Raw genomic sequence first — 25,651 nt, 5'->3', positions numbered from 1 at the left:
GCCGACTACGATCACGACGTGATTGCCTGGCCTGCTCCCGCTCTGACCCAGCTTCCCGGACGCGGTGAGATCCCGACCGTCCACGACACCGCGACCGACTCGTTGCGGCGTCTCGACGTCGGCCCCGGCGAGAACCCGAAGGCCGGGGTGTACGTCTGCGGCATCACGCCCTACGACGCGACCCACATGGGCCACGCGGCCACCTACGTGACGGTGGACGTGCTCAACCGTGCGCTGCTCGACGCCGGCGCGCAGCTCGCGTTCGTGCAGAACGTCACCGACGTCGACGACCCGCTGCTGGAACGGGCCAAGCGCGACGAGATCGACTGGCGCGAGCTCGCGGAGAGGGAGATCCAGCTCTTCCGCGACGACATGACCGCCCTGTCGGTCCTCCCGCCCGACCACCTCGTCGGTGTCGTCGAGAGCATCGACCTCATCGGCCGCGACGTCGTGAAGCTCCTCGAATCCGGAGCGGCCTACCGCATCGGCGTCGCCGAGGCCGACGGGCAGGGCGCCGACGACGTCTACCTCGACCTGTCGCAGCAGCCCGAGTTCGGCCGCACGAGCGGCTTCGACGAGGCGCAGATGGACGCGGTCTTCGCCGACCGCGGCGGGGACCCGGCGCGCGAGGGCAAGCGCACCCGTTTCGACCCCCTGCTGTGGCGGGCCGAGCGCGAGGGCGAGCCGTCGTGGGACGTGGCGGGCCTGCCCGCCGGGCGGCCGGGCTGGCACATCGAGTGTTCGGCCATCGCCACGGCCTACCTCGGCCCCCGGTTCACGGTGCAGTGCGGGGGCACCGACCTCATCTTCCCCCACCACGAGATGAGCGCCGTACAGGCCGACGCGCTCTACGGCGAGGGAGCGTTCGCCCAGGTCTACCTGCATCAGGCCATGGTCGGGCTCGAGGGCGAGAAGATGAGCAAGTCGAAGGGCAACCTCGTCCTCGTCTCCCGGCTGCGGCAGCAGGGCGAGGACCCCGCGCTCATCCGCCTCGTCCTGCTCGCGCACCACTACCGCACCCCGTGGGACTGGACCGGTGACGGCGTCGAGGAGGGCCGCCGCCGGCTGGCGCGCTGGCGCTCGGCCGACGCACAGACCCGCGAGGTCGTCGGTGGGCTCGACGCCCCGTCGGCCGGACTGCTCGCCGACGTGCGTACCCGGCTCGCCGACGACCTCGACACCCCCGGCGCACTCGCCGCGATCGACGCGTGGATCGAGGCCGGAGCCGACCCGGCAGGGCTCGGCGAGGCCCCGTTGGGCGACATCGTCGACGCTCTGCTCGGCGTCCGCCTCTGACGTCCGTTCGCCGCTGACGTCCGTTCGCCTCTGACCGTCTGACACAGCGCCGCTGAAACGGACGCCGCACGGCTGAATCGCCGGCCTCAGCCGCCCTGTTGCTGGTCGTTGCCGCGGCGGCGCAGGTAACGCTCGAACTCGGCCGCGATGGCGTCGCCGGAGGCCTCCGGGCGGTCGGCCGTGTCCTGCGCCGACTCCAACGCCTGCACGTACTCGCCGATCTCCTCGTCGGAGCCGGCGAGCTCGTCGACCCCGCGCTCCCACGCCCGGGAGAGGTCCTCGAGGTCGCCGTGGGGGAGGGCCAGGTCGAGCAGACTCTCCAGCGCGTTGAGCAGTGCGAGCGTGGCCTTGGGGGAGTTGTGGCCGCCCGCGTAGTGCGGCACCGAGACCCAGCTCGAGACGCACGGCAGGTCGGACTGGTGCGCGGCGTCCGCGAGCACCCCGAGGATGCCGGTGTGCCCCTCGTACGTGCTCTCCTCGAGCCCGTATCGCTCGATGAGCTCCGGGTCCTCCGCGGTGGTGAAGACCGGGCACGGCCGGGTGTGGGGCACGTCGGCGAGCAGGGCGCCGAGGCACACGAGCAGCTCGGCGTCGACCTCGTGGGCGAGCGTGAGCAGCTCGATGACGAACGCGCGCCACCGCATCGAGGGCTCGATGCCCTGGACGAGCAGCACGTCGTGGTCGAACCCCGTGTCGCGGGCGAGCAGGATGCGGGTCGTCGGCCACGTGATGCGGCGGATGCCCTCGTGCGGCCCGACGCGCGGCCGGTTGACCTGGAAGTCGTAGTAGTCCTCGGGATCCACGGCCGCCACGGCCTCGGCTCCCCACACGTCCGCGAGGTGGGCGATGACCGACGAGGCCGCCTCGCCGGCGTCGTTCCACCCCTCGAACGCGGCGACGACGATCGGGCGTCGCAGCTCCGGCAGGTCCTCCACCTCGATCATGCGTCTTCCTCACTCATCCCCCCAGACTACGGGGCCATCCGGGGTTGTCGGCGGCGGCAACTAGCATGGACACGTTCCCCCACCGGCCTCGTGGCCGGGCCCCCCGAGCGTGAGGTCGTCACCTGTGAGCAGCCGCTCCGATCAGTTCCGTGCCCTTCTCTCCGAGCGCGTCATCGTCGCCGACGGTGCCATGGGCACCATGTTGCAGGCCGCCGACCCCTCGCTGGACGACTTCGAGCAGCTCGAGGGCTGTAACGAGATCCTCAACGTCACCCGCCCCGACATCGTGCGTTCGGTGCATCAGGAGTACCTCGAGGTGGGGGTCGACGCGATCGAGACCAACACCTTCGGCGCCAACCTGCCCAACCTCGCCGAGTACGACATCCCCGAGCGCATCGAGGAGCTCGCCGAGGCCGGCGCGCGCATCGCCCGCGAGGTCGCCGACGAGTACTCGACGCCCGAGAAGCCGCGTTTCGTGCTCGGCTCGATGGGTCCGGGCACCAAGCTCCCGTCGCTGCTGCACGCCCGGTACGCCGACCTGCGCGACGCCTACGAGAAGTGCGCCCGAGGTCTCGTCAAGGGCGGCGCCGACGCGTTGCTCATCGAGACCTGCCAGGACCTGCTGCAGGCCAAGGCCGCCATCGTCGGCTCCAAGCGAGCCCTGGCCGAGCTGGGGCTGGACGTGCCGATCATCTGCTCGGTCACCGTCGAGACCACCGGAACGATGCTCATGGGCACCGAGATCGGCGCGGCGCTCGTCGCGCTCGAACCGCTCGGCATCGACATGATCTCGCTCAACTGCGCCACCGGCCCGGCCGAGATGAGCGAGCACCTGCGCCACCTCTCGCAGAACGCGCGCATCGCGGTGGGGTGCCTGCCCAACGCCGGCCTGCCCGAGCTGGGCAAGGACGGCGCGGTCTACCCCCTCACGCCCGCCGAGCTCGCGAAGGCCCACAAGTCGTTCGTCGAGGAGTACGGCCTCTCGCTCGTCGGCGGTTGCTGCGGCACCACGCCCGAGCACCTGGCCGCCGTGGTCGAGGCGGTCGGTGGCAAGCCGGTCACGCCCCGCGATCCGCACCCCGAGCCGTCGGTGGCCTCGCTCTACACGGCGGTGCCGTTCCGCCAGGACGCGAGCTTCCTGTCCATCGGCGAGCGCACGAACGCCAACGGCTCCAAGGCGTTCCGCGAGGCGATGCTCGCCGAGGACTGGAACCAGTGCGTCGAGATCGCCAAGAACCAGACCCGCGAGGGCGCTCACCTGCTCGACGTCTGCGTCGACTACGTGGGCCGCGACGGCGTCGACGACATGAGCGAGATCGTCAGCCGCTTCGCCACCAGCTCCACGCTTCCGCTCGTGCTCGACTCCACCGAGCCGCCGCTGATCGAGGCGGGCCTGGAGCGCATGGGTGGGCGTGCGGTCATCAACTCCGTCAACTACGAGGACGGCGACGGCCCGGAGTCGCGTTTCACCCGGGTCATGCGTCTGGTGCGCGAGCACGGCGCCGCGGTCGTCGCGCTCACCATCGACGAGCAGGGCCAGGCCCGTACCCGCGAGCACAAGGTCGCGGTGGCCTCCCGGCTCATCGACGCGCTCACCGGCGAGTGGGGCATGCGCGTGGAGGACATCATCGTCGACGCGCTGACCTTCCCCATCGCCACGGGCCAGGAGGAGACCCGCCGCGACGCCATCGAGACCATCGAGGCGATCCGCGAGATCACCACCACCTACCCGGGGGTCCAGACCACCCTCGGCGTGTCGAACGTCAGCTTCGGCCTCAAGCCGGCCGCGCGCGTGGTGCTCAACTCGGTGTTCCTCGACGAGTGCGTCAAGGCCGGTCTCAGCAGCGCGATCGTCAACGCCGCGAAGATCCTGCCCATCGCCCGCATCGACGAGGAGCAGTACAAGGTCGCCCTCGACCTCGTCCACGACCGTCGCGAATGGGCCGGCGAACCGGGCGAGAGCGAGTGCACGTACGACCCGCTGGCCCGCATGCTCGAGCTGTTCGAGGGCGTCGACTCCGCCTCGCTCAAGGAGTCGCGTCTCGAAGAGCTCAAGTCGCTGCCCGTGGGCGAACGCCTCGCGCAGCGCATCATCGACGGCGAACGTCAGGGCCTGGACGCCGATCTCGACGAGGCCGTCGACTCCGGCATCCCCGCCCTCGCCGTCATCAACGACCACCTGCTCGAGGGCATGAAGGTCGTCGGCGAACGGTTCGGCGCCGGCACGATGCAGCTGCCGTTCGTGCTGCAGAGCGCCGAGACGATGAAGGCCGCCGTCGCCCACCTCGAGCCGGTCATCGAGGAGCAGGTCGCCGCGTCGGGTGGAAGCGGCCGGCAGGCCAAGGCCAAGGTGCTGCTCGCCACGGTCAAGGGCGACGTGCACGACATCGGCAAGAACCTCGTCGACATCATCCTCAGCAACAACGGCTACGACGTCGTCAACATCGGGATCAAGAAGACGGTCAACGAGATCATCGACGCCGCGGAGGAGAACGACGTCGACGCGGTCGGTATGAGCGGGCTGCTCGTCAAGTCGACCGTCGTCATGAAGGACAACCTCGAGGAGTTCAACAAGCGGGGCCTGGCCGACAAGTGGCCGGTGTTGCTCGGCGGTGCGGCGCTCACCCGGGTGTACGTCGAGGAGGACCTCGCGAGCATCTACGAGGGCCACGTCCGCTACGCCCGCGACGCGTTCGAGGGGTTGCGGCTCATGGACGCCGTGGCCAAGGCCAAGGCCGACCCCGAGCTCGACCTCGCCGACGCCCTGCCCGAACTGCGCAAGCGCCGCGTCAAGACCCGCGACGACGTGCGCTACAGCGGCGGCGAGGGCACCGACGACACGACGCCGTCGGACGTCGAGCGCCTGAGCGAGGTGCCGACCCCGCCGTTCTGGGGCACGCGCATCGTCAAGGGCATCGCCCTGGCCGACTACGCGAGCTTCCTCGACGAGCGGGCGACGTTCCTCGGGCAGTGGGGTCTCAAGCCCACTCGTGGCGGAGAGGGGCCCGGCTACGAGGAGCTCGTCGAGACCGAGGGACGCCCCCGGCTGCGCATGTGGCTCGACCGCATCAAGACCGAGGACATCATGGCGCCCGCCGTCGTCTACGGGTACTTCCCCTGCTACAGCGAGGGCAACGACCTCGTCGTCCTCTGGCACGAGGACGGCACCCACACCCTCGACGGCGAGCAGGTCGAGCACCGCAAGGGCGAGGAGCGCGAGCGGTTCACGTTCCCGCGTCAGCGCCGCGACCGGCGTCTCGACCTCGCCGACTTCTTCAAGAACAAGGAGGCCTACGAGGCCGACGGGGTGCCCGACGTCATCGCGTTCCAGCTCGTCACCATGGGCGCGCACGTCAGCGACGTCACGGCCAAGCTCTACGCCGAGAACGCCTACCGCGACTACCTCGAACTCCACGGCCTCTCGGTCCAGCTCACCGAGGCCCTCGCCGAGATGTGGCACGCCCGAGTGCGCGACGAGCTCGGCATCGGCGACCCGGTGTCGATGGACCTCGACGACGTGCTCGACGTCAGATTCCGCGGCTGCCGGTACTCCTTCGGCTACCCGGCCTGTCCCGACCTGGAGGACCGCACGACGCTCGTGCGGCTGCTCGAGCCCGAGCGCATCGGTGTCGAGCTCTCCGAGGAGCTGCAGCTGCACCCCGAGCAGTCCACCGACGCGCTCGTCGTGCACCACCCCGAGGCGAAGTACTTCAAGGTCTGAGCGCCATGGACGAGCAGACGACCACCCCGACAGGCGTCCACGACGTGTTCGGTTCACCGGCGGACGCCCGCCCGGAGGCCGCGGATTCCCAAGCCGGCGAGGGGCGTTCGCGGCTGCCCGCGGCGGTGCTGTGGGACATGGACGGCACGCTCATCGACACCGAGCCGTACTGGGCGGAGTTCGAGACCGCGCTCGTCGAGTCGTTCGGCGGCATCTGGACGGAGGAGAACGCGCTGGCGTGCGTCGGCAACCCGCTCGACGTCTCGGCGCGGTACATCCGGGAGAACAGCCCGGTCGATCTGCCCGAACGCGAGATCACCGAGCACATGCAGGCCGGCGTCATGGGGCGTATGCGGGAGCGCATGCCGTGGCGGCCGGGAGCTCAGGAACTGCTCGCGGCGCTGCGCAGCCGCGGTGTTCCGTGCGCTCTGGTGACGATGTCGTGGCGCCCCATGGTCGACGTCCTCCTCGAGGCCCTGCCCGAGGGCACCTTCGACGCGGTCGTCACCGGCGACGTCGTCGCCGAGGGCAAGCCGCACCCCGAGGCCTACCTCACGGCGATGGACGTGCTCGGGGTCGAGGCCGCCGAGTGCGTCGCACTCGAGGACTCGCGCGCGGGCGTCGGGGCCGCCCTCGCCTCCGGGGCCCGCACGATCGCGATCCCGTACCTCGTCGAGATCCCGGAGGCCGCCGGTCTCGCCCGCGTCCCGACCCTCGAGGGCGTGCGACCGGAGGACCTGTGGCGACTGTCGAGGACGTGAGGTCCGGTCGGCGCGACAGGCGCGACGGCGCGGTGAGCTGAGATGAGAGACCGAGATGCGCCGCGTGGATGGCGGGTCGGTGCACCGTGGGGAGTGCCGCTGTACGTGTCGGGCTCCTGGCCGATCTTCGCCGCCTTCATCATCCTGTACTTCGGTCCACAGATGGCGGGCGCGATCCCCGGTATCGGAACCGTCGGCGCCTATGCCGTCGCCGCGCTCTACGCGGTGCTGCTCGCCGTCTCGGTGCTCGCCCACGAGGCAGCGCACGCGGTCGCGGCCCGGCTGTTGGGAGCCAGGGTCGGCCGCGTCGTCCTCGACGTCTTCGGAGGGCACACGACGTACGAATCCGCCGGTCTCACCCCCGGTCGGTCGGCGATCATCGCCGTGGTCGGACCACTCGCCAACGGCGTGCTCGCCGTTCTCGGATCGCTCGTGCTGCCGCACCTCCCACCCGGCGTGCCGTGGCTCGTGGGCACCGCCTTCGTCCTCACCAACGCCGTGGTCGGCGCGTTCAACCTCGTCCCCGGGCACCCGCTGGACGGCGGACACCTCCTCGACGCCGTGATCTGGAAGGTCACCGGTCGGCGCGACCTCGGCATGATCGCCTCCGGCTGGGCGGGACGGCTCTTCGTCGTCGCGCTCGTGGGCTGGTTCGTCCTGGTGCCCCTCTTCGAGGGTCGACAGCCGTCGTTCGTCATGCTCGCGTGGGCGGGCCTCGTCGGCGCGATGATGTGGGCAGGCGCCTCCCAGGCCGTGACGGCCGGCCGACGGCTCGGTGCGTACTCCCGGGTGTCGCTCGACGACGTCCTGGCCCCGGCGATCGTCGTCGATCCGCGCACGCCGATGCGCGAGGTCCGTCGCCTGGCGGTGGCCGATGGCGGCGCCAATCGACCCGGCGACGAGGCTCGCGTACCCGGCGCCTACGTGCTCGTTCCCGCGCCTCACGGCTCTGCCACCTCTCCCGACTGGGATCTCGTCACCGTCCCGCAGGAGGTCGACACCGCCTCACTGGCGGACGCGCCGGCATCGGCGTTCACGGTCCGCCCACCACGGGGCTGGATCCTCGACGCGGGGCACCACCCACGCTTGGAGCACGTCATCGACCACATGCACGTGAGCACGGTGCCGATCGTCCTGCTCCGGAACGGCGATCGCCCCATCGGGGTGGTCACGGCCGAGGCGGTCAACGAGGCGTTGACGCGGGCCGGCGCCTTCTGACGCGTCGCTCGAAGGGCTGTCGGGGCCACGACCTAGACTCGCCCCCATGACCGACGCACCTGCCCAGCCCACCGGCGCCGCGTTGCGTCGCGGACCTTTCGCGGCCGGTGACCGTGTTCAGCTCACCGACCCCAAGGGGCGTCTGCACACCATCACGCTCATGCCGGGCGGGCAGTTCTTCACCCACCGGGGCAGCCTCGCGCACGACGACATCATCGGCTCGCCGGACGGGTCCACGGTCACCAACACCACGGGCATCGAGTACCTCGTGCTGCGTCCACTGCTGGCCGACTACGTCATGTCCATGCCGCGGGGCGCGGCCGTCGTCTACCCCAAGGACTCGGGGCAGATCGTGCAGATGGCCGACGTCTTCCCGGGCGCCCGCGTCGTCGAGGCCGGGGTCGGCTCCGGCGCGTTGTCGATGTCGCTGCTGCGGGCGGTCGGTGACGGTGGGCGACTGTTCTCCTTCGAACGTCGCGAGGACTTCGCCGACATCGCCCGCGGCAACGTCCACGCGTTCTTCGGCGGCCCGCACCCCGCGTGGAGCGTCGAGGTCGGCGACCTCGTCGACGTCCTGCCGCAGACCGTCGAGCCGGCGAGTATCGATCGTGTCGTCCTCGACATGCTCGCGCCCTGGGAATGTCTCGACGTCGTCGCCGACGCACTCATCCCCGGCGGCGTACTCATCTGCTACGTCGCCACGACGACCCAGCTCTCCCGCGTGGCCGAAGACCTGCGCGACCACGGCGGGTTCACCGAGCCGGCGGCATGGGAGTCGCTCGTGCGGGGATGGCACCTCGAAGGCCTCGCCGTGCGTCCCGAACACCGCATGCACGGCCACACCGGGTTCCTCATCACCGCCCGCCGACTCGCTCCCGGGGTCACGCCACCGCTGCGCAAGCGCCGACCCGCCAAGGGCGCGTACGGCGAGGACGGCGCCGGAGCCGAGAGCCCGGCGTTGAGCACCGACGACTGGAGCCCGGAGGACGTGGGCGAACGGCCCGTGAGCGAGAAGAAGATCCGCAAGATGCGCCGGGCCGCCGCGGCCTCCCGGGCCGATGAGGGCGGGGTGCCCGCCACCGACCCACCGGCCGCGGCTCTCGACGACGAGGAGACCACCCATGAGTGAGACCGGCGACGACCGCAGGCGATTCCAGACCACCGGCCCGCTCACCCAGCCCCCGTCGGACCCCGCGGCGCGAGCGGCCAGGCTCGAGACGACGGTGGCGACGCTGACGCGGCGCAACGACGAGTTGACCCGCACGCTGGAGTACGCGCGCGGACAGCTCTCCGGGCTCAAGGCGCAGGTCGAATCGCTCGCCACCCCGCCCTCGACCTACGGCGTCGTGCTCCGCCCGCCGCGCGACGGCACGGTGCGGGTGCTCACCGGTGGCCGCCCGATGCTCGTCACGGTCTCGCCCGACGTACGCGAGGCCGCGCTGGTCCCAGGGCGTGAGGTGCGGCTCAACGACACGCTCTGCGTCGTCGGGGTGGGGGAGTACGAGGACCTCGGCCAGGTCGTCGCCGTCCACGAGATCCTCGGCGACCACCGCGTCGTGGTCGTCGTCCACGGTGAGGAGCAGCGCGTCGCCCGCCTGGCCGAGCCTCTCCACGGCCAGATCCTGCGCGGCGGCGACACGGTGCTCTACGACTCGCGCACCGGCTTCGTCCACGAGATCATCCCCAAGGCCGAGGTGGAGGACCTGGTGCTCGAGGAGGTCCCCGACATCGGTTACGACGACATCGGCGGGCTCGCAGGGCAGATCGAGGCCATCCGCGACTCGGTCGAGTTGCCCTACCTGCACCCCGAGCTCTTCCGCGAGCACCACCTGCGCCCGCCCAAGGGGGTGCTGCTCTACGGCCCTCCGGGCTGCGGAAAGACCCTCATCGCCAAGGCGGTCGCGGCCTCCCTCGCCCGGCAGAGCGCCGAGAAGGCGGGTCTGTCGGAGCCCAAGAGCTACTTTCTCAACATCAAGGGCCCGGAGCTGCTCAACAAGTACGTCGGCGAGACCGAGCGGCAGATCCGGCTCATCTTCCAGCGAGCCCGCGAGCACGCCACGGGCGGCGCTCCCGTGGTCGTCTTCTTCGACGAGATGGACTCGCTGTTCCGCACACGCGGCTCCGGCCTGTCCAGCGACGTCGAGACCACGATCGTGCCCCAGCTGCTCGCCGAGATCGACGGCGTCGAGCGGCTCGACAACGTCATCATCATCGGGGCGAGCAACCGCGAGGACATGATCGACCCGGCGATCCTGCGCCCCGGCCGCCTCGACGCGAAGATCCGCATCGACCGGCCGGACGAGCAGGCCGCCCGCGACATCTTCGCCAAGTACCTGACGGCCGATCTGCCCCTGGCCGCGTCCGAACTCGCGGCCCATGACGGCTCGGCCCGCGACACCGTCGCCGCGATGATCGACGACGTCGTGCGGCGCATGTACGCCCGCACTCCCGAGAACCGCTACCTCGAGCTGATCCACGCCGACGGCACGAGCGAGATCCTCTACTTCGGTGATCTCGCCTCCGGCGCGATGATCCAGAACATCGTCGACCGGGCCAAGCGGGCCGCGATCAAGGAGTTCCTCGCCGACGGCAGCCGTGGTCTGTCCCGACGGCACCTCACCGAGGCGTTGCGTACCGAGTTCGCCGAGAACGAGGACCTGCCGAACACGAACAGTCCGGACGAGTGGGCACGGGTCTCGGGCCGCAAGGGCAGTCGGGTCGAGCACATCCGCAGGCTCGCGGCCGAACGTCGCGGGGCCGAGGCCTCCGGGCAGCGATCGCCGCGCGGTGTCGAGGACGTCGAGGTGACCGGCGAGTACGTGTAGCGCGGGTCGAGCCCGGGTCGGGTCGCCACGACGATCGGGTGAAAACCGGCGCCGCACTTCGGCCCGAACGGCTGTTCTGGACGCCTAGCCTGTCGGCACAGACCTCCACAGGAAGGCAGCGTCATGTCCGAACCCGAGAAGATCGTCATCGTCGACGGCGCCCGTACCCCCATCGGCACCTTCGGTGGTGCGTTCAAGGCCACCCCGGCTCACGTGCTCGGCGCGCACGCCGTTCGAGCCGCCCTGAGCCGCGCCGGTGTCGAGGGCGACCTGATCCAGGAAGTCGTCATGGGGTGTATCGGCCAGGTGGGCGGCGACGCGTACAACGCCCGTCGGGTCACGATCGAGGCCGGGTTGCCCGAGAGCACGCCCGCGTTCACGGTCAACCGGCTGTGTGGCAGTGGCCTGCAGGCCATCTGGTCGGCCGCGCAGGAGATGCGGTGGAACGGCCTCGACTTCACGGTCGGTGGCGGTGACGAGAACATGTCGATGATGCCGTTCCTCGACTTCGGCGCCCGCAACGGCTACAAGCTCGGCAACCGCACGCTCGTCGACGGGACGATGGGCATGCTCACCGACCCGTTCGACAACATCGGCATGGGCATCACGGCCGAGAACGTCGCCGAGAAGTACGGCATCTCCCGCGAGGAACAGGACGAGTTCGCGCTCCGCAGCCAGCAGCGGGCGGCGAGCAAGGAGGCCCAGGAGGCCTTCGCCGACGAGATCGAGCCCATCGAGACCGCCGGCCGTAAGCCCGTCCGGGTCGAGAAGGACGAGCACCCCAAGCCCGACACGACCGCGGAGGGTCTGGCCAAGCTGCGTGGCGCCTTCAAGAAGGACGGCTCGGTCACCGCCGGCAACGCCTCCGGTATCAACGACGGTGGCGCGGCGGTCGTCCTCGCCACCGAGAAGGCGGCGCAGGACCGCGGGCTCAGGCCGCTCGTCTCGCTCGAGGCCGTGGCGGTCGCGGCGATGGAACCGGGGCTCATGGGGTACACGCCGACGTTCGCCCTCAAGAAGTTGTTCGAGCAGACGGGCCTCACCCCGGCGACCGTCGACTGCATCGAACTCAACGAGGCCTTCGCCGCTCAGGCGTGCGCCGTCGTCCGCGACACCGAACTCGACATGGACAAGGTCAACCCGTACGGCGGCGCCATCGCCCTCGGCCACCCCGTGGGTGCCACGGGCGCCATCCTCACCGTGCGCCTGGCCAAGCACCTCGTCCGCAACGACCTCGAGACCGGCATCGTCACGATGTGCATCGGCGGCGGGCAGGCCCTCGCCGCGTTGTTCCGTCGCGTCTGACCCCGTTCGGCGCGTCAGCGGCGCCGGGACATCGCACAGCGGCCCCCGCCGGCATCGGCGGGGGCCGCTGTGCGTCTCGGTGACGAGCGCGCGGGTGGATCCGTGCGGATCAGACGGAGACGGACCGCTCCCGCCCACGCCGGCGCGTCACCAGGGCAGCGAGTGCCCGCCAGCCGAGGAGCAGGATCGCCGTGGCGATCGAGGCGACGACGACGAAACTCAGCGCGGTGCCCTGGCCGATCAGCGCGCGCACCGCCATGCCCCCGGCCACCGTGCACACCCAGACGACGACTCCGCCGGCCATCGACACCGGGGCCGTGCGGCGCATCGCCCACCAGAGCAGCCAGCCGATCGCGCCGCCCACGACGAACGGCCACGCCGTCGCGAGGGCCGCCGTCAACGACTCGGCGTGGGTGGCACGGCCGATCGCGGCGAAGACGATGATGAGGACGAGGTCGAGCACGGCGGCGAGGGCCGGGCTCACGTGGGCTCGGGTCGAGGGGGCCGACGTGGTCATGGCGAAGGACTCCTTCTCGGGTGTGCGGACTGGTGCGGGGGCGAAGCCACGGCTCAGAACGGCAGCTTGAGCTGCGGTGAGGCGTGGGTGGGGTCGACGCCGTCGAAGAGGCTGCTCACGGACTCGCCCACGTGGATGCGGGCGATGGCCTCGGCGAACAGGTCGGAGACCGAGACGACGATGTGCTTGTCGAGCCCCTGCGGCGGCGGCACGGTGTCGGTCGAGACCACCTCGGTGATGAGCCGGTGGGCGTTGAGTCGCTCCACCGCCGGGCCCGCGAAGAGGCCGTGCGTGCAGACGACCGCGGCGCCGGGGGAGCCGGCCGCCTCGAGCTTGTCGAGGAGCTCGATCATCGATCCTCCGGTCGCGACCTCGTCGTCGAGCACGATGGCTCGCTTTCCGTCGACGTCACCGACGATGGAGTCGATGACGACCCGGTCGTCGGCCAGGCGCTGCTTGTTGCCGGCGGCGACGGGCAGCCCGAGCAGACGGGCGAAGAGGGTCGCGTTCTTGGCGTTGCCCAGGTCGGGGGAGACGACGACGTAATCGGTGAGGTCTCGGTCGTCGCGGAAGTGGGCGGCGAGCGCGCCGATCGCGGTGAGGTGATCGACGGGGCAGGAGAAGAAGCCGTGCACCTGCGGGGCGTGCAACGCCATGGTGATGACCCGGTCGGCGCCCGCGGTCACGAGCATGTCGGCGACCAGCCGGCCGCCGAGGGAGATGCGCGAGGCGTCCTTCTTGTCCGAGCGCGCGTAGGCGTAGTGCGGGATCACCGCCGTGACATGGGCGGCAGAGGCGCCACGAGCCGCGTTGATCATCATGAGGAGCTCCATGAGGTGCTCCTGGGTGGGCGGCACGAGCGGCTGCACGATGAAGACGTCGCGCTGACGGCAGTTGACGAGCAGTTGCGCCTGGAGGCAGTCGTTGCTGAATCGTGCGATGTCCACCCCCGAGAGCGGAACCCCGAGGTGGTCGCAGATCTGGCGGGCCAGGGGCTCGTGGGCCGAACCGGAGAAGACGATCACATCGCGCACGTCGGGTCCTCGCAGGCAGGGGGAGGGGACGTCGTCATCCTAGGACCTGGGCCCGTGCCTCTCCCGCGGACTCTCCCGGCCCGGGCCCGACGGTCCCGACCAGCGGCGCCACGACCGGGATGCGGGCCTCGAGGACCCAACTTCCTTCGACTGGCCCGCTCGTGAGCGTGCCGCCGAGGAGGCGCAGGCGTTCGGCCAGGGACTCCACGCCGAGGCCGGTGGAGGGGACGCGGTGCTCGGGATCGTCGCCGAGCCGGTTCTCGACCCGCACGATCAGTTGCTCCTGACGCACGGCACAGTCGAGGTGGCAGACGGCCGCGGTCGGGGCGTGCTTGGTGATGTTCGTCGTCCCCTCACGGATCACGCGCACGGCCGTCGTCTCGGCCGCCCGCGGCAGGTCGCCGGGGGCGCCGGACACGGTGACCTGGTAACCGAGCAGGGCGAGGTGCCGTGCCGCCTCGGCGAGGGCGGCGGGCAACCGCTCCGCCTCGAGATCCCGCACGAGTGAGGGGGATTCCACGGCATCCTCGGCGCGGAGCACGACGAGCAGTCGTTTGAGTGCGTCGAGCCCCGATCGCGCCGTCTGCTCGATGGCGGCGCGCGCGTACTCCTGTTCCTCCGGGCGATCGGTCGTGCGCAACACGACCGACTGCATCGCGATGATCGTCAGATCACGGGCGACGCTGTCGTGCAGCTCCCGCGCCAGCGTCACGCGTTCACGGCGGCGCCGTTCCCGTACGTTCGCGAGCTCTTCCTCGGCACGGCGCCGGTGCCGGGTCACGGTGCCTGCGACCCATCCCGCGGTGCCCATGAGCAGCGCCAGGGGGAGAAGGAACTCGACGGTGAAACCGGAGGACCGCGGATCTCGGATCTCACAGGCGATGGTCCAGGTCAACCACCCGACCATGCCGAGAGCGAACATTCCCGGCCGCCGAGCGTAGGAGAACGTGAAGGTGAGGATGGCGACCGCGATGCTGACCAACAGCCCGGAGCCGTTGATCCGCATCTCGGGCAGCAGGTAGTCGGTCAGGGGTAGGACGAACGCCCCGAACAGCAGGGACGAACGACTGCGCCACGGCTCTCGCAGCAGCAGCGAGTAGGTGAAGAGGAGGAAGGCCAGGGGAACGGAGCCCTGCACCCAGGGCGTCCCGCCGAACAGGTCACGGACGAACCAGCTCAGGGAGACGTAGGTGGCATACAGCACGAACAGCCACAGCAGGACCTGCTGCGGCCGCAGTCGTTCGAGGCGAGACGACAGGCGGTTCTGGGCGCGAAGGAGGGCGCCGGAGGCCGCGGGCCTTCGGCTCACATCCTGCAGAGGCGAGGAAACCACTGGCACACCCAGTCGGGCACGCGCTCAGGAAGGTTGTCGGTCTCGAGCACGGCCGACGGGGCCGCCGTGGCCGAGGCGAGCGCGCCCGCCGACGCGGGCATGGGGGCTCCGACGGCCAGCGAGACGGTGAGGACGAGGAGCGTGAGGCCACGGGTGCAACGAGACAAGGCTCCTCCTTGGAGCAGAGCGGAAGTAGGACGAGCGTACCCGTGCTGTGCCCCACCTGGGGCGATAACGTGGGAATCCGCAAGCACCGTGGCGATCGACGGGGAGGATCGGAGCATGGGGGGCATCGGCGCGGCGACTGCCGGCGACGAGGGGTCGGCGAGCGTGAGCCGCGTGCTCATCGCCGAGGACGAACAGCTCATGCGGCACGCGTTGTCGATCTTCCTCCGGGGCGCCGAGGATCTCGAGATCGTCGGCACCGTCGAGAACGGCGTGCAGGCGGTCGAGGCGGCGCAGCGTCTGCGCCCCGACGTCGTTCTCATGGACATCCACATGCCAGTGATGGACGGCATCGAGGCCACCGACGTCATCACGCACGCCGATCCGTCGGTCAAGGTCATCGCGCTGACCACGCTCGGCAGCATCGACGCCGCCGTGCCGATGCTGCGGGCGGGGGCGCGTGGCTACCTGCTCAAGGACGTCGATCCGGCGACGCTCATCGACTCCATTCGGCAGGTCGTCGGGGGAGAGCCCGCGCTGTCGCCGTCGGTGACGATGTCGCTGCTCCAGGCCGTGGCCGACGGGGAGACCGATGCCGGTGGCCGCTTCGCCCCCGGCCCGGCGCCCGGCGCGCCTCGGCTGGCCGAGGCGGAGCTCGACGTCCTGCGACTGCTCGCGTGCGGCCGCAACACCTCCGAGATCGCGAGCGAGCTCGTCGTCGCCGAGGCGACGGTGAAGAGCCGGATCGCCAAGCTGTGCACCAAGTTCGGGGTCGACGGCCGGGTGCGCCTGCTCATCCGGGCGACGGAGCTCGGGTTCGTCAACCCACGTCTCGATCGTCGCGAGGGGTAGCCGCGCGGGGCGGGCCGGTCGAGGACCGCTCGTGCGCCGTCCCGATCGGTTGTCGGCGGTGCCGCCTACGCTGTCGGCCATGAACTCCTTCGGCGGTGAACAACCCGCGTCGGCCGACGAGCCGGGGTTGCAGGCGACGACGGGCGGTGCCGAGCAGCCCACGGCGGCGGTGGCACCCGGGTCGGTGCGGCGCGTCATGGGGCTGGAGACCGAGTACGGCATCGCCGTGCCCGGGCATCCGCTGCTCGACCCCGTGGTGCTGTCGGGCCGGGTCGTGCAGAAGTACGCCGCCGGGGGCCACGGGCGCACCCATCGCACGAGGTGGGACTACGCAGGTGAATCCCCGCTCGACGACGCCCGTGGGTTCACGCTCAGCCGGGCGCTCGCCCACGAGTCGCAGCTCACCGACGAGTGGGCCGACGATCCCCGCGTGGCCAACGTCGTCCTCGGCAACGGCGCCCGGCTGTACGTCGACCACGCCCACCCCGAGTACTCCTCACCCGAGGTCACCACCCCGAGACAGGCGGTCGTCTGGGACCGCGCCGGGGAGGTCGTCGTCGCCGAGGCCGCCCGGGTGGGCTCCTCCGACGTGGCGGGTGAGCCGCCCATCGACGTCTACAAGAACAACACCGACGGCAAGGGCGCGAGCTACGGCACCCACGAGAACTACCTCGTCGCGCGGGCCACCCCGTTCGAGCGCATCGTCGAGCAGCTCACCCCGTTCTTCGTCGCGCGTCAGATCCTCTGCGGTGCGGGCCGGGTGGGCATCGGGCAGAACTCGGAGCAGCCCGGTTACCAGATCAGCTCGCGTTCGGACTTCTTCGAGGCCCGCGTGGGGCTCGAGACCACGTTCCGACGCCCGATCGTCAACACCCGCGACGAGCCGCACGCGCACGCCTCCAAGTACCGGCGGCTGCACGTGATCATCGGTGACGCCAACCACGCCGACGTCGCGGGCCTGCTCAAGCTCGGCACGACGAGTCTCGTGCTCGGCCTCATCGAGTCCGGACGCATGGCGGACGATCTCTCGCTCGTCGACCCGGTGGCCGCGCTGCGGGCCATCTCCCACGATCCCGGGCTCACGACCACGGTGGAGCTCAGTGACGGGCGCAGCCTCACCGGGCTGCAGATCCTGCGCCGCTACGAGGCGATGGTCCACGATCATCTGCGCGCGGAGCTCGGCGGCGACCCGCTCGTCCTCGCCGATCACGACACGATCGAGGTGCTCACGCGCTGGACCGAGGCGCTCGACGCGCTCGAGGCCCTGGCCCGCGGGGAGTCCTCCGACGCGGGGCGGTTCGTGGAATGGGTGGCGAAGCGCGACCTGCTCGAGGGTTACCGGGCCCGCGACGGCCTCACGTGGAGCGACCCGCGGCTCACGCTCATCGACCTGCAGTGGTCGCACGGCACCCCCGGCAAGGGTCTGGCCCGTCGTCTCGAGGCGCGGGGTCGCCTCGAGCGGCTCACCACCGACGAGGAGGTGGCCCACGCCGTCGAGCACCCGCCGCCGACGACCCGCGCGTGGTTCCGCGGCGAGTGCGTCCGCCGGTACCCGCAGTCGGTCGTGGCCGCGTCGTGGCAGTCGGTGCTCATCGACCGCGCCGACGGCGGCCCTCTCCAACGGGTCAACACCTCCGAGCCGCTGCGCGGTACCGAGGAACTGACCGCCGCCCTGCTCGACCGCCATCCCGACGCGCCCGGCCTGCTCGCCGAGCTGGCCGGAGGGGGCTGACCCGCGTTCGCCGACAGCGGCACCGAACCTTCCGCGAGGTGTTCGCGCAGGCCGGGACCCATGTCCTCACCCCGCTCGAGACCCGGCCCGGCGCGAGACCCGGCCGTTATCGTGGACCCGACATCGCCGACGCCCGAAAGGCCTGGAATGAAACTCATCGATCGTCTCGTCGAGAAGGCGCTCCGTCGTGAGACACCGACGCGGGAGGAGGCCCTCGCGGTGTTGCGCACGCCGGACTCCGAGATCCTCGATGTCGTCGCCGGCGCCTACCGCGTACGCCGTGAGTTCTTCGGCAACCGCGTCAAGCTCAACTACCTCGTCAACATCAAGTCCGGTCTGTGCCCGGAGGACTGCACGTACTGCAGTCAACGGCTGGGCTCGGAGGCCGAGATCCTCAAGTACTCCCTCGCCAAGCCCGACGCGGTGCTGTCGATGGCCAAGGCCGGAGTCGAGGGTGGCGCCAAGCGCGTGTGCCTGGTGAGCAGCGGCCGTGGCCCGAGCGATCGCGACATCACCAAGGTCACCGACGCGATCGAGGCGCTCAAGGGCGAACACCCCGACGTCGAGGTGTGCGCGTGCCTCGGCCTGCTCAAGGAGGGGCAGGCCCAGCGTCTGGCCGATGCCGGCGCCGACGCCTACAACCACAACCTCAACACGGCCTCCGAGCGGTACGACGACATCTGCTCCACGCACACGTTCGAGGACCGGGTCGACACCGTGACCAAGACCCACGAGGCCGGCATGTCGGCGTGTTCGGGCCTCATCGCGGGCACCGGCGAGACCCACGAGGACCTGGTCTCGGTCGTGTTCTCGCTCAAGGAGATCGGCTCGGACTCGATCCCGGTCAACTTCCTCATCCCGTTCGACGGCACCCCGCTGTCGCAGGAGTGGAACCTCACCCCGGCGGAGTGCCTGCGCATCCTCGCGATGGTGCGGTTCGTGTGCCCGGACTCCGAGGTGCGCATCGCCGGTGGCCGCGAGATCCACCTGCGCTCCCTGCAGCCGCTCGGGCTGCACATCGCCAACTCGATCTTCCTCGGCGACTACCTCACCAGCGAGGGCCAGGCGGCCACGGCCGACCTCGAGATGATCGCCGACGCCGGGTTCGTCGTCGAGGACAAGGAGACCGAGCCGGGGCAGTTGCTCGCCCGCGGCCTGCACCGCGCCGACCTCGTCGACGAGACGCTCGCCGCCGGTGGCTGCGGCGGGCACGGCGCCGAAGGCACCGACGGCGGGTGCGGCGGCTGTGGCAGCGCCTGCGGAGGTCACGGCGCGCCGGGCGCGTCGGCCGACGCGATCGACGCGGCCGAGACCGCCGACGTCGACGCCGACCGCGCTGCCGCCGACCGGGTGCTCGCCACCGCCGCGGCGTTCCACGACGGTGCCGGCCAGCAGGACGCCCACGCCGGCCAGGTCCGGGTCCGGCGTCGGGGCATCGGCACCGAGGTCGCACCCAACGCCTGAGCGCACGGGGGGCGGCTCCACCGATGCCCGGTGGAGCCGCCCGTCCGTTTCACGACACACCGCACGGCACCACCGAAGGAGGACCCCATGTCCGGTCAGGAACAGATCCGCCCGCAGCGTCGCGAGGGCGACGACCCAGCCGACGCCACCCCGCCGCCCGCGCCGGCCACCGGGGAGCGCAAGGCCGCCCTCGACGCCGACATCGACTCCGTGCTCGACGAGATCGACTCGGTCCTCGAGGTCGACGCCGAGGAGTTCGTGCGGGGCTTCGTGCAGAAGGGCGGTCAGTGACACGCTCGACCCCGACGACCCCGGCGCCACGACGAGGCGGGCAGCCGGGGAGAGGGCGCGGGCGGCCGTAGAGTTTCGTCCCATGGACCGGCGCATCTACGGAATCGAGACCGAGTACGGGTTGACCTGCACCGTCGACGGCAAGCGACGCCTGTCGCCGGATGAGGTCGCGCGGTACATGTTCCGCAGCATCGTCGCCTGGGGTCGCTCGTCCAACGTCTTCCTCGCCAACGGTTCGCGTCTCTACCTCGACGTGGGCAACCACCCCGAGTACGCCACCGCCGAGTGCGACACCCTGCCCGACCTCATCGCGCAGGACCGCGCCGGGGAGCGCATCGTGCAGTCCCTCGCCGAGCAGGCCCGCGAACGACTGCTCGAGGAGGGCATCGACGCGTCGGTGTACCTGTTCAAGAACAACCTCGACTCCGCAGGCACCTCCTACGGCTGTCACGAGAACTACCTCGTCGCCCGCTCGACGAACCTCGACCAGCTCAGCGACGCGCTGCTGCCGTTCCTCGTCACCCGCCAGCTCGTCTGCGGGGCCGGACACGTCCTCGTCGGGGTCGACGGCGTCGCACGGTTCGTGCTCTCCCAGCGGGCCGACGTCATGTGGGAGGGCGCGAGCAGCGCCACCACCCGCTCGCGGCCGATGATCAACACGCGTGACGAGCCGCACGCCGACGCGGACCTCTACCGGCGCCTGCACGTCATCGTCGGCGACTCCAACGTGTGCGAGACGACGACGATGCTCAAAGTCGGCGCCACCGACCTCGTGCTGCGGGCCCTCGAGGCCGGCGCCGGCGCGCCCGATCTCGCGTTGGCCAGCCCGATGAACGCGATCCGCGCCGCGAGTCGCGACCTCACCGGCGAGGCGCTGCTCGAGCTCGACCGCGGGGGACGGGCGAGCGCCCGAGACATCCAGCGCGCCTACTTCGAGCTCGCGGCCGCGCACCTCGAGGCCGAGGGCCCCTCGCGGCCGCTCGACTCCGAGGTCCTCGACCTGTGGGGCCGCACCCTCGACGGGCTCGAGGCACACGACATGAGCGGGGTGTCCCGCGAGATCGACTGGGTGGTCAAGCACCGCCTCCTCACGCGCTACGCCGAGCGCGCCGGTCTCGACCTGGCCGACCCGCGAGTGGCGCAGATGGAGCTCAACATCCACGACATCGATCCACGCCGCGGGGTCGTCCAGCGACTGCGGGAGAAGGGAGCTGTCGCGACCGTCGTCGACGAGGACCAGATCTGCGCCGCACGCACGACCCCGCCGGCCACGACCCGAGCCCACCTGCGCGGAGCCTTCGTACGCGAGGCGCAACGACACCGCCGGGACTACACCGTCGACTGGAGCCATCTGCGCCTCAACGACCAGGCCGCGCACACGGTGCTGTGCAAGGACCCCTTCGCCTCGGAGGACCCCCGCGTCGATCGGCTGCTGCGTTCGATGGCCCACGGCGCCGACGGCGTCGCCGCCGCACCGCTCGTCTGACCGCGTGACGGCCGGGCACAGACCCGCCCCGCAGCGCCTTCCTCCGGCGTCCCATCGGCGTCCCTGCGGCGCCGGGCGAGGTCACGATCGTTCAACGATCCGCACCGCGGGCGTGGGTCGGTGTCGGAGAACTCCCAGGCTGTCTCGTTATGGTGGGCAGTCGCGGGTCGTTGCCCGCGCAATCCGAATTCGACCGAATCCGACCGAATCCGGCCCGATCCCACCGAACGAGAAGGCTCCCGCGTGTCACCGATCCGCCTGCGTCTGGCCGCCGCCGTGCTGCCGTTCACCCTCGTCCTCGCCGCCTGCGGAGCCAAGGACGAGAAGAGCTCGGACGCCCCGCCGCCCACGACCGCTGCGGCCGCGGCGGAGTCCTCCGAGCTCGCCCCGGTCAAGGTCGAGGGCGCCGCGGGCGCCAAGCCGTCGATCAAGCTCCCGGCGACGCCGTTCTCGACCAGCGGTCCCGGCTACCGCGTCGTGCAGCCGGGCACCGGCCAGCAGATCGGCGACCAGGACGACGTGAGCGCGCACTACCTGCTCGTCAACGGCAAGGACGGCAAGGAACTCGACGCCCGGTTCGGCAAGGAGGTCGTCGGCCTGTCGATGCAGGACGACACCCTGCAGCCGGCGATCCGCTCGGCGATGGTCGGCCAGAAGGTCGGCGCGCGGGTGCTCGTCGCGATCCCCGCCAAGGAGGCGGTGGGTGAGCAGGGCAACGCGCAGATGGGTATCGCGCCGGGTGACACGCTCGTCTACTACTTCGAGGTCACCGGCGCCAAGACGCCGCTCAAGGAGGCCACCGGCACCCCGGTGCCGCCCAAGGCCGGTCTGCCGACCGTCAAGATGGGCAAGACCTCCAAGGACCCGGCGACCTTCACGATCCCCAAGGGCGCGACTCCGCCCAAGGAGACGGTCGTGCAGCCGCTCATCAAGGGCACGGGACCGAAGGTGACCCCGGGACAGACCGTGCGCGTCACCTACACGGGCGTCACCTGGCGCGACCCGTCCAAGCCGTTCGACTACTCCGGCAAGACCCCGCAGGGGTACGCCGAGTTCGCCGTCGGCAAGGGCCAGCTCATCAAGGCCTGGGACCAGGGCATCCCCGGTCAGACCGTCGGCAGCCGTCTGCTCGTGGTCGTGCCGCCGAAGGACGGCTACGGTGCCCAGGGCCGTGAGCCGGAGATCAAGGGAACCGACACCCTGATCTTCGTTCTCGACATCCTCGACGCGAACTGACGCTCGAACGTCTGTGCGGTAGCGTTCCCTCATGCGGTCCACGCCCATGGCTGCGGCCAAGACGGAGCGTCTGCTCAACCTCGTCATCGCTCTGCTGTCGACCCGGCGTGCCCTCTCCAGGTCGCAGATTCGCGAGCGGGTGGCGTCCTACCGCGACGCCCCCAACTCCGAGGCGTTCGAGCGCATGTTCGAGCGTGACAAGGACGAGTTGCGTGACCTGGGCATCCCGCTGATCACCGAGGAGCTCGACCCGTATTTCGGCGACGAGCCCGCGTACCGCATCGACCGCCGTGAGTACGCCCTGCCCGACCTCGAGGTCACCCCCGAGCAACTCTCACTGTTGTCCCTGGCCGGCCGCACGTGGTCGCAGGCCGCGCTCGGGGGAGCGGCCGTCCGGGCACTGCGCAAGATCGAGTCGGTCGCGCCGGAGGTCCCGTCGGAGGACGAGCCGGTCGAGAACGTCGACGGGCTCGACCGCATCGAGACCGGCGTGAGCACGAGCGACCCGGCCTTCGAGGCGGTGCGTGCCGCAGTGGTCGCGACGCGGCCGGTGCGGTTCGCCTACCGGGGAAGACGCGGCGCGAGTGAGCGTCGGCACGTGCAGCCGTGGGGCATCACGGCCTGGCACGGCCACTGGTACCTCACGGGGCACGACGTCGGCCGGGGTGAGCCGAGGGTGTTCCGTCTCGACCGCATCGAGGGCGACGTCACCGCCACAGGTGCGCCGGGTTCCTACGACATCCCCGACGACCACGATCCGCGCGCCGTCGTCGCCTCATCGCTCGCCAGAGGCGAACCGGTGACGGCCCGGTTGCGGGTCCGGCAGGGCCGGGGTCACGTCCTGCGCCGGGGGGCCGACGTCCGCGCGGGCGACGACCCGGAATGGGACGTCCTCACGCTGCGGGGAGATCTCGGCGCTCTCGCCGACGAGATCGTCGGGCATGGCGCCGACGTCGTCGTCGAGGCCCCGAACGCGTTGCGCGAGACCGTCGTCGCCCGTCTGCGCGCGGTCCTCGCGGCGCACGATCCGAGCACCGCGGAACCGACGGGGGCGCTCGCATGAGCCCCGCCCGCCGTGGAGCCGGGGGAGCGGGGCAGGAGTCGGCGACCGCGCGGCTGAGCAGGTTGCTGACCATGGTGCCGTGGCTGCTGCGTCGTCAGGGCGTCGACCTCGCCGACGCCGCCGACCGGTTCGGGGTCAGCCCCGAGCAGATCGACGCCGACCTCGCGCTGCTCTTCGTGTGCGGCCTGCCCGGCGGCATGCCCGACGACCTCATCGAGGCCGAGTGGGAGTCCGGCCGGGTCTACCTCGGCAACGCCGACACGATCGCCCGGCCTCTGCGCCTCGGCGTCGACGAGGCGTTGACCCTGCTCGTGGGCCTGCGCAGCCTCGCCGACGTGCCCGGGCTCGCCGATCCGCAGGTCCTCGCCGACACGATCGCCGTTCTCGAGGACGCCGTCGACGCCTCCTCGGCCGCGCTCGCGCGCACGGCGAGTCGACGCATCCACGTCGATGCGGGCTCGCACGCCGAGACCCGCCACGTGCCCGCGCTGCGCGAGGCGTTGCGACAACGCCGCCGCGTGCACCTGCGGTACGTGGTCCCGACCCGCGACGAGGCCACCGAACGCGACGTCGACCCCATGCGCCTCACCCGATCGACGGGGCACTGGTACCTCGAGGGGTGGTGTCACCGCTCGCAGGACACGCGATTGTTCCGGCTGGATCGCATCGAGGAACTCGAGGTGCTCGAGGAGGACGGCACCCCGCCGCCGCAGGCGCACCCCCGCGACCTCACCCAGGGCCCCTACCGCCCCCAGGACGCGGCGTTCTCCGCCGGCCTCGTCCTCGAGCCCGAGGCGCGCTGGGTTCTCGACTACTACCCCCACGAGGTGCTCGGCTCGACCGACGGCGAACGGGTGACGATCCGCATCCCGGCCTCCGACCCGGCGTGGGTCACCCGGCTCGTGCGCCGTCTCGGCGGCCACGCGCAGATCGTGGACCCGCCGGAACTCGTCGAGCGGGTGCGCGACGAGGCCTCCGCGGCGCTCGCCCTCTACGACCTGCCCGTGCAGCCATCCGAGGAACGGCGGTGAAAGCGGGGGGACGCCCCCCGGCCTCGCGGTGCCCCACCGGCCCGTACGACCCGGGTGGGAACGGCCCGTAGACTGCCCACCAGAGCACCGGTTCGGTGCCGCGGCGCCCCTCGTCGATTCGTCAACCGGAGGTCTGCACGATGCCTACCCTGCCCGGCGGTCCCGAGCTCATCATCATCATCCTCGTGGTCGTCATCCTCTTCGGCTGGAAGAAGCTCCCCGACGCCGCGCGTAGCCTCGGCCGCTCGATGCGGATCTTCAAGGCCGAGGTCGAGGAGATGAAGGACAAGCCCAGCGCGGCCAGCCGTGACACCGTCTCGGGCGAGGCGCGGCGCGAGGACGTCCAGCACGAGACACTGCGACCCGAGGATCACCGACAGCCTCCGCAGCCGGGCGCCACCCCTCCGGCCGGCGAAGCCGCTGCCGGCGGCAGCCCGGTCGACGACGCGTACGCGCGTGACCATTCCCGGGACGAGAACCCTCAGTACCGCCCGCCGACGGCCTGATCGGGGCATGGCGCTCCGTCGTGCGAAGCGCGACCCCGAAGGGCGGATGACCCTCGGGGCCCACCTTCGAGAACTCCGTAACCGCCTCATCATCGCGGGCGTGGCCCTCCTCGTCGCGGCCGTGCCCGGGTGGGTCTTCTACAAGCCGCTCATCGCGGCGCTGTCTGCTCCGATGATGCGGCGGGGTGGTCAGCTCAACTTCGCCAACCTCACCGACCCGTTCGTCGTGCAGTTGCAGGTCGCGCTGTTCCTCGCGCTCATCCTCTCGAGCCCGATCTGGCTGTGGCAGGTCTGGGCGTTCATCGTTCCGGGGTTGCGCAAGAACGAGAAGCGGGTCGCCGCGCTGTTCATCACGTGTTCGGTGCCGCTGTTCCTGCTCGGCTGCTGGCTCGCCTACAACACCCTCGACGCGGCCGTGAACATCCTGCTGGGATTCACCCCGAGCGTCGGCGACAACATCATCGACGCGTCGTTCTACCTCAAGTTCGTCATGAGGTTCATCCTCGCGTTCGGGTTCGCGTTCCTCCTGCCCATCCTGCTCGTCGCGCTCAACATGGTCGGGGTGCTGCCGGCGCGCACGATGCTCAAGGGATGGCGGTGGGCGGTGCTCGGCATCTTCGTCTTCGCCGCCGTCATCACTCCGACGCCGGACCCGTGGACGATGGCAGGCCTCGCCCTGCCGATGTGTGGCCTGTACTTCGCGGCCTGCGCGGTGGCGGCCGTCCTCGACCGGATGAGGGCCAGGCGTCGACCCGACTGGGCCGACGACGTCGCCGACGACGAGGCCAGCCCCCTCTGAGGTCGGGAGTGTTCGGCGCCCGGGGTGTCGTGCCGGTGGCCGACGGGTGACTGTCGGTGGCGTGACCTAGCC

General features: G+C 71.0%; 22 protein-coding genes. 17 read left to right on the top strand and 5 right to left on the bottom strand.

Annotated elements, in window-relative coordinates; all coding sequences use genetic code 11:
- The first annotated feature begins 18 nt into the window (after positions 1-18).
- Positions 19-1,296, top strand: a complete 1,278-nt coding sequence (mshC, locus tag BN1197_RS14700; RefSeq protein WP_040160852.1) for a cysteine--1-D-myo-inosityl 2-amino-2-deoxy-alpha-D-glucopyranoside ligase — start codon at positions 19-21, stop codon at positions 1,294-1,296.
- An 86-nt stretch (positions 1,297-1,382) separates the two neighbouring features.
- On the opposite strand, the gene BN1197_RS14695 is transcribed toward mshC, so the two are convergent.
- On the bottom strand, positions 1,383-2,240 hold the full coding sequence (locus BN1197_RS14695; RefSeq protein WP_040160850.1) for a PAC2 family protein: 858 nt from the start codon (positions 2,238-2,240) through the stop codon (positions 1,383-1,385).
- A gap of 124 nt (positions 2,241-2,364) precedes the next feature.
- On the opposite strand from BN1197_RS14695, the gene metH reads away from it, so the two are divergent.
- From metH to BN1197_RS14665, 6 genes are all read left to right on the top strand, one after another.
- Complete coding sequence (metH, locus tag BN1197_RS14690; protein WP_040160849.1) at positions 2,365-5,961, top strand: methionine synthase; 3,597 nt, start codon at positions 2,365-2,367, stop codon at positions 5,959-5,961.
- A gap of 5 nt (positions 5,962-5,966) precedes the next feature.
- Complete coding sequence (locus BN1197_RS14685) at positions 5,967-6,722, top strand: HAD family hydrolase (protein ID WP_082043946.1); 756 nt, start codon at positions 5,967-5,969, stop codon at positions 6,720-6,722.
- 42 nt (positions 6,723-6,764) lie between these two features.
- Positions 6,765-7,940 (top strand): site-2 protease family protein, encoded by a 1,176-nt coding sequence (locus BN1197_RS14680; RefSeq protein ID WP_141397302.1) that lies wholly within the window; start codon positions 6,765-6,767, stop codon positions 7,938-7,940.
- A gap of 46 nt (positions 7,941-7,986) precedes the next feature.
- On the top strand, positions 7,987-9,069 hold the full coding sequence (locus BN1197_RS14675) for a tRNA (adenine-N1)-methyltransferase (RefSeq protein ID WP_040160847.1): 1,083 nt from the start codon (positions 7,987-7,989) through the stop codon (positions 9,067-9,069).
- A complete protein-coding gene (gene arc, locus BN1197_RS14670) occupies positions 9,062-10,765 on the top strand; it encodes a proteasome ATPase (RefSeq protein ID WP_052466790.1) in 1,704 nt (567 codons plus the stop codon). The genes BN1197_RS14675 and arc overlap by 8 nt, the downstream gene beginning before the upstream one ends.
- Before the next feature lie 123 nt (positions 10,766-10,888).
- Positions 10,889-12,070 carry a thiolase family protein gene (locus BN1197_RS14665; RefSeq protein WP_040160845.1) on the top strand — a complete coding sequence of 394 codons (1,182 nt, stop codon included), beginning with the start codon at positions 10,889-10,891 and terminating at the stop codon, positions 12,068-12,070.
- Positions 12,071-12,179: 109 nt separating this feature from the next.
- Here the strand turns inward: BN1197_RS14665 and BN1197_RS14660 are convergent, their stop codons facing one another.
- Genes BN1197_RS14660 through BN1197_RS14645 form a run of 4 tightly spaced genes read right to left on the bottom strand, consistent with a single transcriptional unit; the run spans position 12,180 to position 15,121 of the window.
- Positions 12,180-12,587 carry a DUF3054 domain-containing protein gene (locus tag BN1197_RS14660; RefSeq protein ID WP_052466789.1) on the bottom strand — a complete coding sequence of 136 codons (408 nt, stop codon included), beginning with the start codon at positions 12,585-12,587 and terminating at the stop codon, positions 12,180-12,182.
- Positions 12,588-12,640: 53 nt separating this feature from the next.
- A complete protein-coding gene (locus tag BN1197_RS14655) occupies positions 12,641-13,621 on the bottom strand; it encodes a ribose-phosphate diphosphokinase (protein WP_040160843.1) in 981 nt (326 codons plus the stop codon).
- A 34-nt stretch (positions 13,622-13,655) separates the two neighbouring features.
- Positions 13,656-14,930: a sensor histidine kinase gene (locus BN1197_RS14650; RefSeq protein ID WP_040160841.1), complete on the bottom strand. Its 1,275-nt coding sequence runs from the start codon at positions 14,928-14,930 to the stop codon at positions 13,656-13,658.
- Positions 14,927-15,121 carry a hypothetical protein gene (locus tag BN1197_RS14645; RefSeq protein ID WP_040160839.1) on the bottom strand — a complete coding sequence of 65 codons (195 nt, stop codon included), beginning with the start codon at positions 15,119-15,121 and terminating at the stop codon, positions 14,927-14,929. The genes BN1197_RS14650 and BN1197_RS14645 overlap by 4 nt, the downstream gene beginning before the upstream one ends.
- A gap of 115 nt (positions 15,122-15,236) precedes the next feature.
- Here BN1197_RS14645 and BN1197_RS14640 point away from each other — a divergent pair, with 115 nt between their 5' ends.
- The 10 genes from BN1197_RS14640 to tatC all read left to right on the top strand — a co-directional run bounded on the left by BN1197_RS14640 (position 15,237) and on the right by tatC (position 25,579).
- Positions 15,237-15,971, top strand: coding sequence for a response regulator transcription factor (locus BN1197_RS14640; RefSeq protein WP_245851967.1), 735 nt, complete (start codon positions 15,237-15,239; stop codon positions 15,969-15,971).
- A 196-nt stretch (positions 15,972-16,167) separates the two neighbouring features.
- The gene (dop, locus tag BN1197_RS14635) at positions 16,168-17,703 is read left to right on the top strand and encodes a depupylase/deamidase Dop (RefSeq protein WP_040161541.1); all 1,536 of its coding nucleotides are present in this window, start codon (positions 16,168-16,170) and stop codon (positions 17,701-17,703) included.
- A 147-nt stretch (positions 17,704-17,850) separates the two neighbouring features.
- Entirely contained in the window at positions 17,851-19,167 is a 1,317-nt protein-coding gene (gene bioB, locus BN1197_RS14630; RefSeq protein WP_040160837.1) for a biotin synthase BioB, read from the top strand.
- Positions 19,168-19,254: 87 nt separating this feature from the next.
- Complete coding sequence (locus BN1197_RS14625; RefSeq protein ID WP_040160835.1) at positions 19,255-19,458, top strand: ubiquitin-like protein Pup; 204 nt, start codon at positions 19,255-19,257, stop codon at positions 19,456-19,458.
- 82 nt (positions 19,459-19,540) lie between these two features.
- Entirely contained in the window at positions 19,541-20,944 is a 1,404-nt protein-coding gene (gene pafA, locus BN1197_RS14620) for a Pup--protein ligase (protein WP_040160833.1), read from the top strand.
- Between the two features lie 243 nt (positions 20,945-21,187).
- Positions 21,188-22,180, top strand: a complete 993-nt coding sequence (locus BN1197_RS14615; protein ID WP_052466788.1) for an FKBP-type peptidyl-prolyl cis-trans isomerase — start codon at positions 21,188-21,190, stop codon at positions 22,178-22,180.
- A 31-nt stretch (positions 22,181-22,211) separates the two neighbouring features.
- Positions 22,212-23,243: a helix-turn-helix transcriptional regulator gene (locus BN1197_RS14610; protein WP_040160831.1), complete on the top strand. Its 1,032-nt coding sequence runs from the start codon at positions 22,212-22,214 to the stop codon at positions 23,241-23,243.
- Positions 23,240-24,274 carry a helix-turn-helix transcriptional regulator gene (locus tag BN1197_RS14605; protein ID WP_052466787.1) on the top strand — a complete coding sequence of 345 codons (1,035 nt, stop codon included), beginning with the start codon at positions 23,240-23,242 and terminating at the stop codon, positions 24,272-24,274. The genes BN1197_RS14610 and BN1197_RS14605 overlap by 4 nt, the downstream gene beginning before the upstream one ends.
- 140 nt (positions 24,275-24,414) lie before the next feature.
- Positions 24,415-24,780, top strand: coding sequence for a Sec-independent protein translocase subunit TatA (gene tatA / locus BN1197_RS14600; protein ID WP_040160830.1), 366 nt, complete (start codon positions 24,415-24,417; stop codon positions 24,778-24,780).
- A 7-nt stretch (positions 24,781-24,787) separates the two neighbouring features.
- Entirely contained in the window at positions 24,788-25,579 is a 792-nt protein-coding gene (gene tatC, locus BN1197_RS14595) for a twin-arginine translocase subunit TatC (RefSeq protein ID WP_082043944.1), read from the top strand.
- Positions 25,580-25,651 lie beyond the last annotated feature (72 nt).

It is taken from the genome of Mobilicoccus massiliensis (assembly GCF_000826525.2).
Classification (GTDB): Bacteria; Actinomycetota; Actinomycetes; order Actinomycetales; family Dermatophilaceae; genus Mobilicoccus; species Mobilicoccus massiliensis.
Note: the sequence above shows the minus strand (reverse complement) of the source record. Positions and strands in the feature narration are given on the sequence as shown.

Coding starts and splice junctions, on each gene's coding strand:
- BN1197_RS14695 (WP_040160850.1), bottom strand. CDS start 2,240: ATGATCGAGGTGGAGGACCTGCCGGAGCTGCGACGCCCGATCGTCGTC.
- BN1197_RS14685 (WP_082043946.1), top strand. CDS start 5,967: ATGGACGAGCAGACGACCACCCCGACAGGCGTCCACGACGTGTTCGGT.
- BN1197_RS14680 (WP_141397302.1), top strand. CDS start 6,765: ATGAGAGACCGAGATGCGCCGCGTGGATGGCGGGTCGGTGCACCGTGG.
- BN1197_RS14675 (WP_040160847.1), top strand. CDS start 7,987: ATGACCGACGCACCTGCCCAGCCCACCGGCGCCGCGTTGCGTCGCGGA.
- arc (WP_052466790.1), top strand. CDS start 9,062: ATGAGTGAGACCGGCGACGACCGCAGGCGATTCCAGACCACCGGCCCG.
- BN1197_RS14665 (WP_040160845.1), top strand. CDS start 10,889: ATGTCCGAACCCGAGAAGATCGTCATCGTCGACGGCGCCCGTACCCCC.
- BN1197_RS14660 (WP_052466789.1), bottom strand. CDS start 12,587: ATGACCACGTCGGCCCCCTCGACCCGAGCCCACGTGAGCCCGGCCCTC.
- BN1197_RS14640 (WP_245851967.1), top strand. CDS start 15,237: ATGGGGGGCATCGGCGCGGCGACTGCCGGCGACGAGGGGTCGGCGAGC.
- dop (WP_040161541.1), top strand. CDS start 16,168: ATGGGGCTGGAGACCGAGTACGGCATCGCCGTGCCCGGGCATCCGCTG.
- bioB (WP_040160837.1), top strand. CDS start 17,851: ATGAAACTCATCGATCGTCTCGTCGAGAAGGCGCTCCGTCGTGAGACA.
- BN1197_RS14625 (WP_040160835.1), top strand. CDS start 19,255: ATGTCCGGTCAGGAACAGATCCGCCCGCAGCGTCGCGAGGGCGACGAC.
- pafA (WP_040160833.1), top strand. CDS start 19,541: ATGGACCGGCGCATCTACGGAATCGAGACCGAGTACGGGTTGACCTGC.
- BN1197_RS14610 (WP_040160831.1), top strand. CDS start 22,212: ATGCGGTCCACGCCCATGGCTGCGGCCAAGACGGAGCGTCTGCTCAAC.
- BN1197_RS14605 (WP_052466787.1), top strand. CDS start 23,240: ATGAGCCCCGCCCGCCGTGGAGCCGGGGGAGCGGGGCAGGAGTCGGCG.
- tatA (WP_040160830.1), top strand. CDS start 24,415: ATGCCTACCCTGCCCGGCGGTCCCGAGCTCATCATCATCATCCTCGTG.
- tatC (WP_082043944.1), top strand. CDS start 24,788: ATGGCGCTCCGTCGTGCGAAGCGCGACCCCGAAGGGCGGATGACCCTC.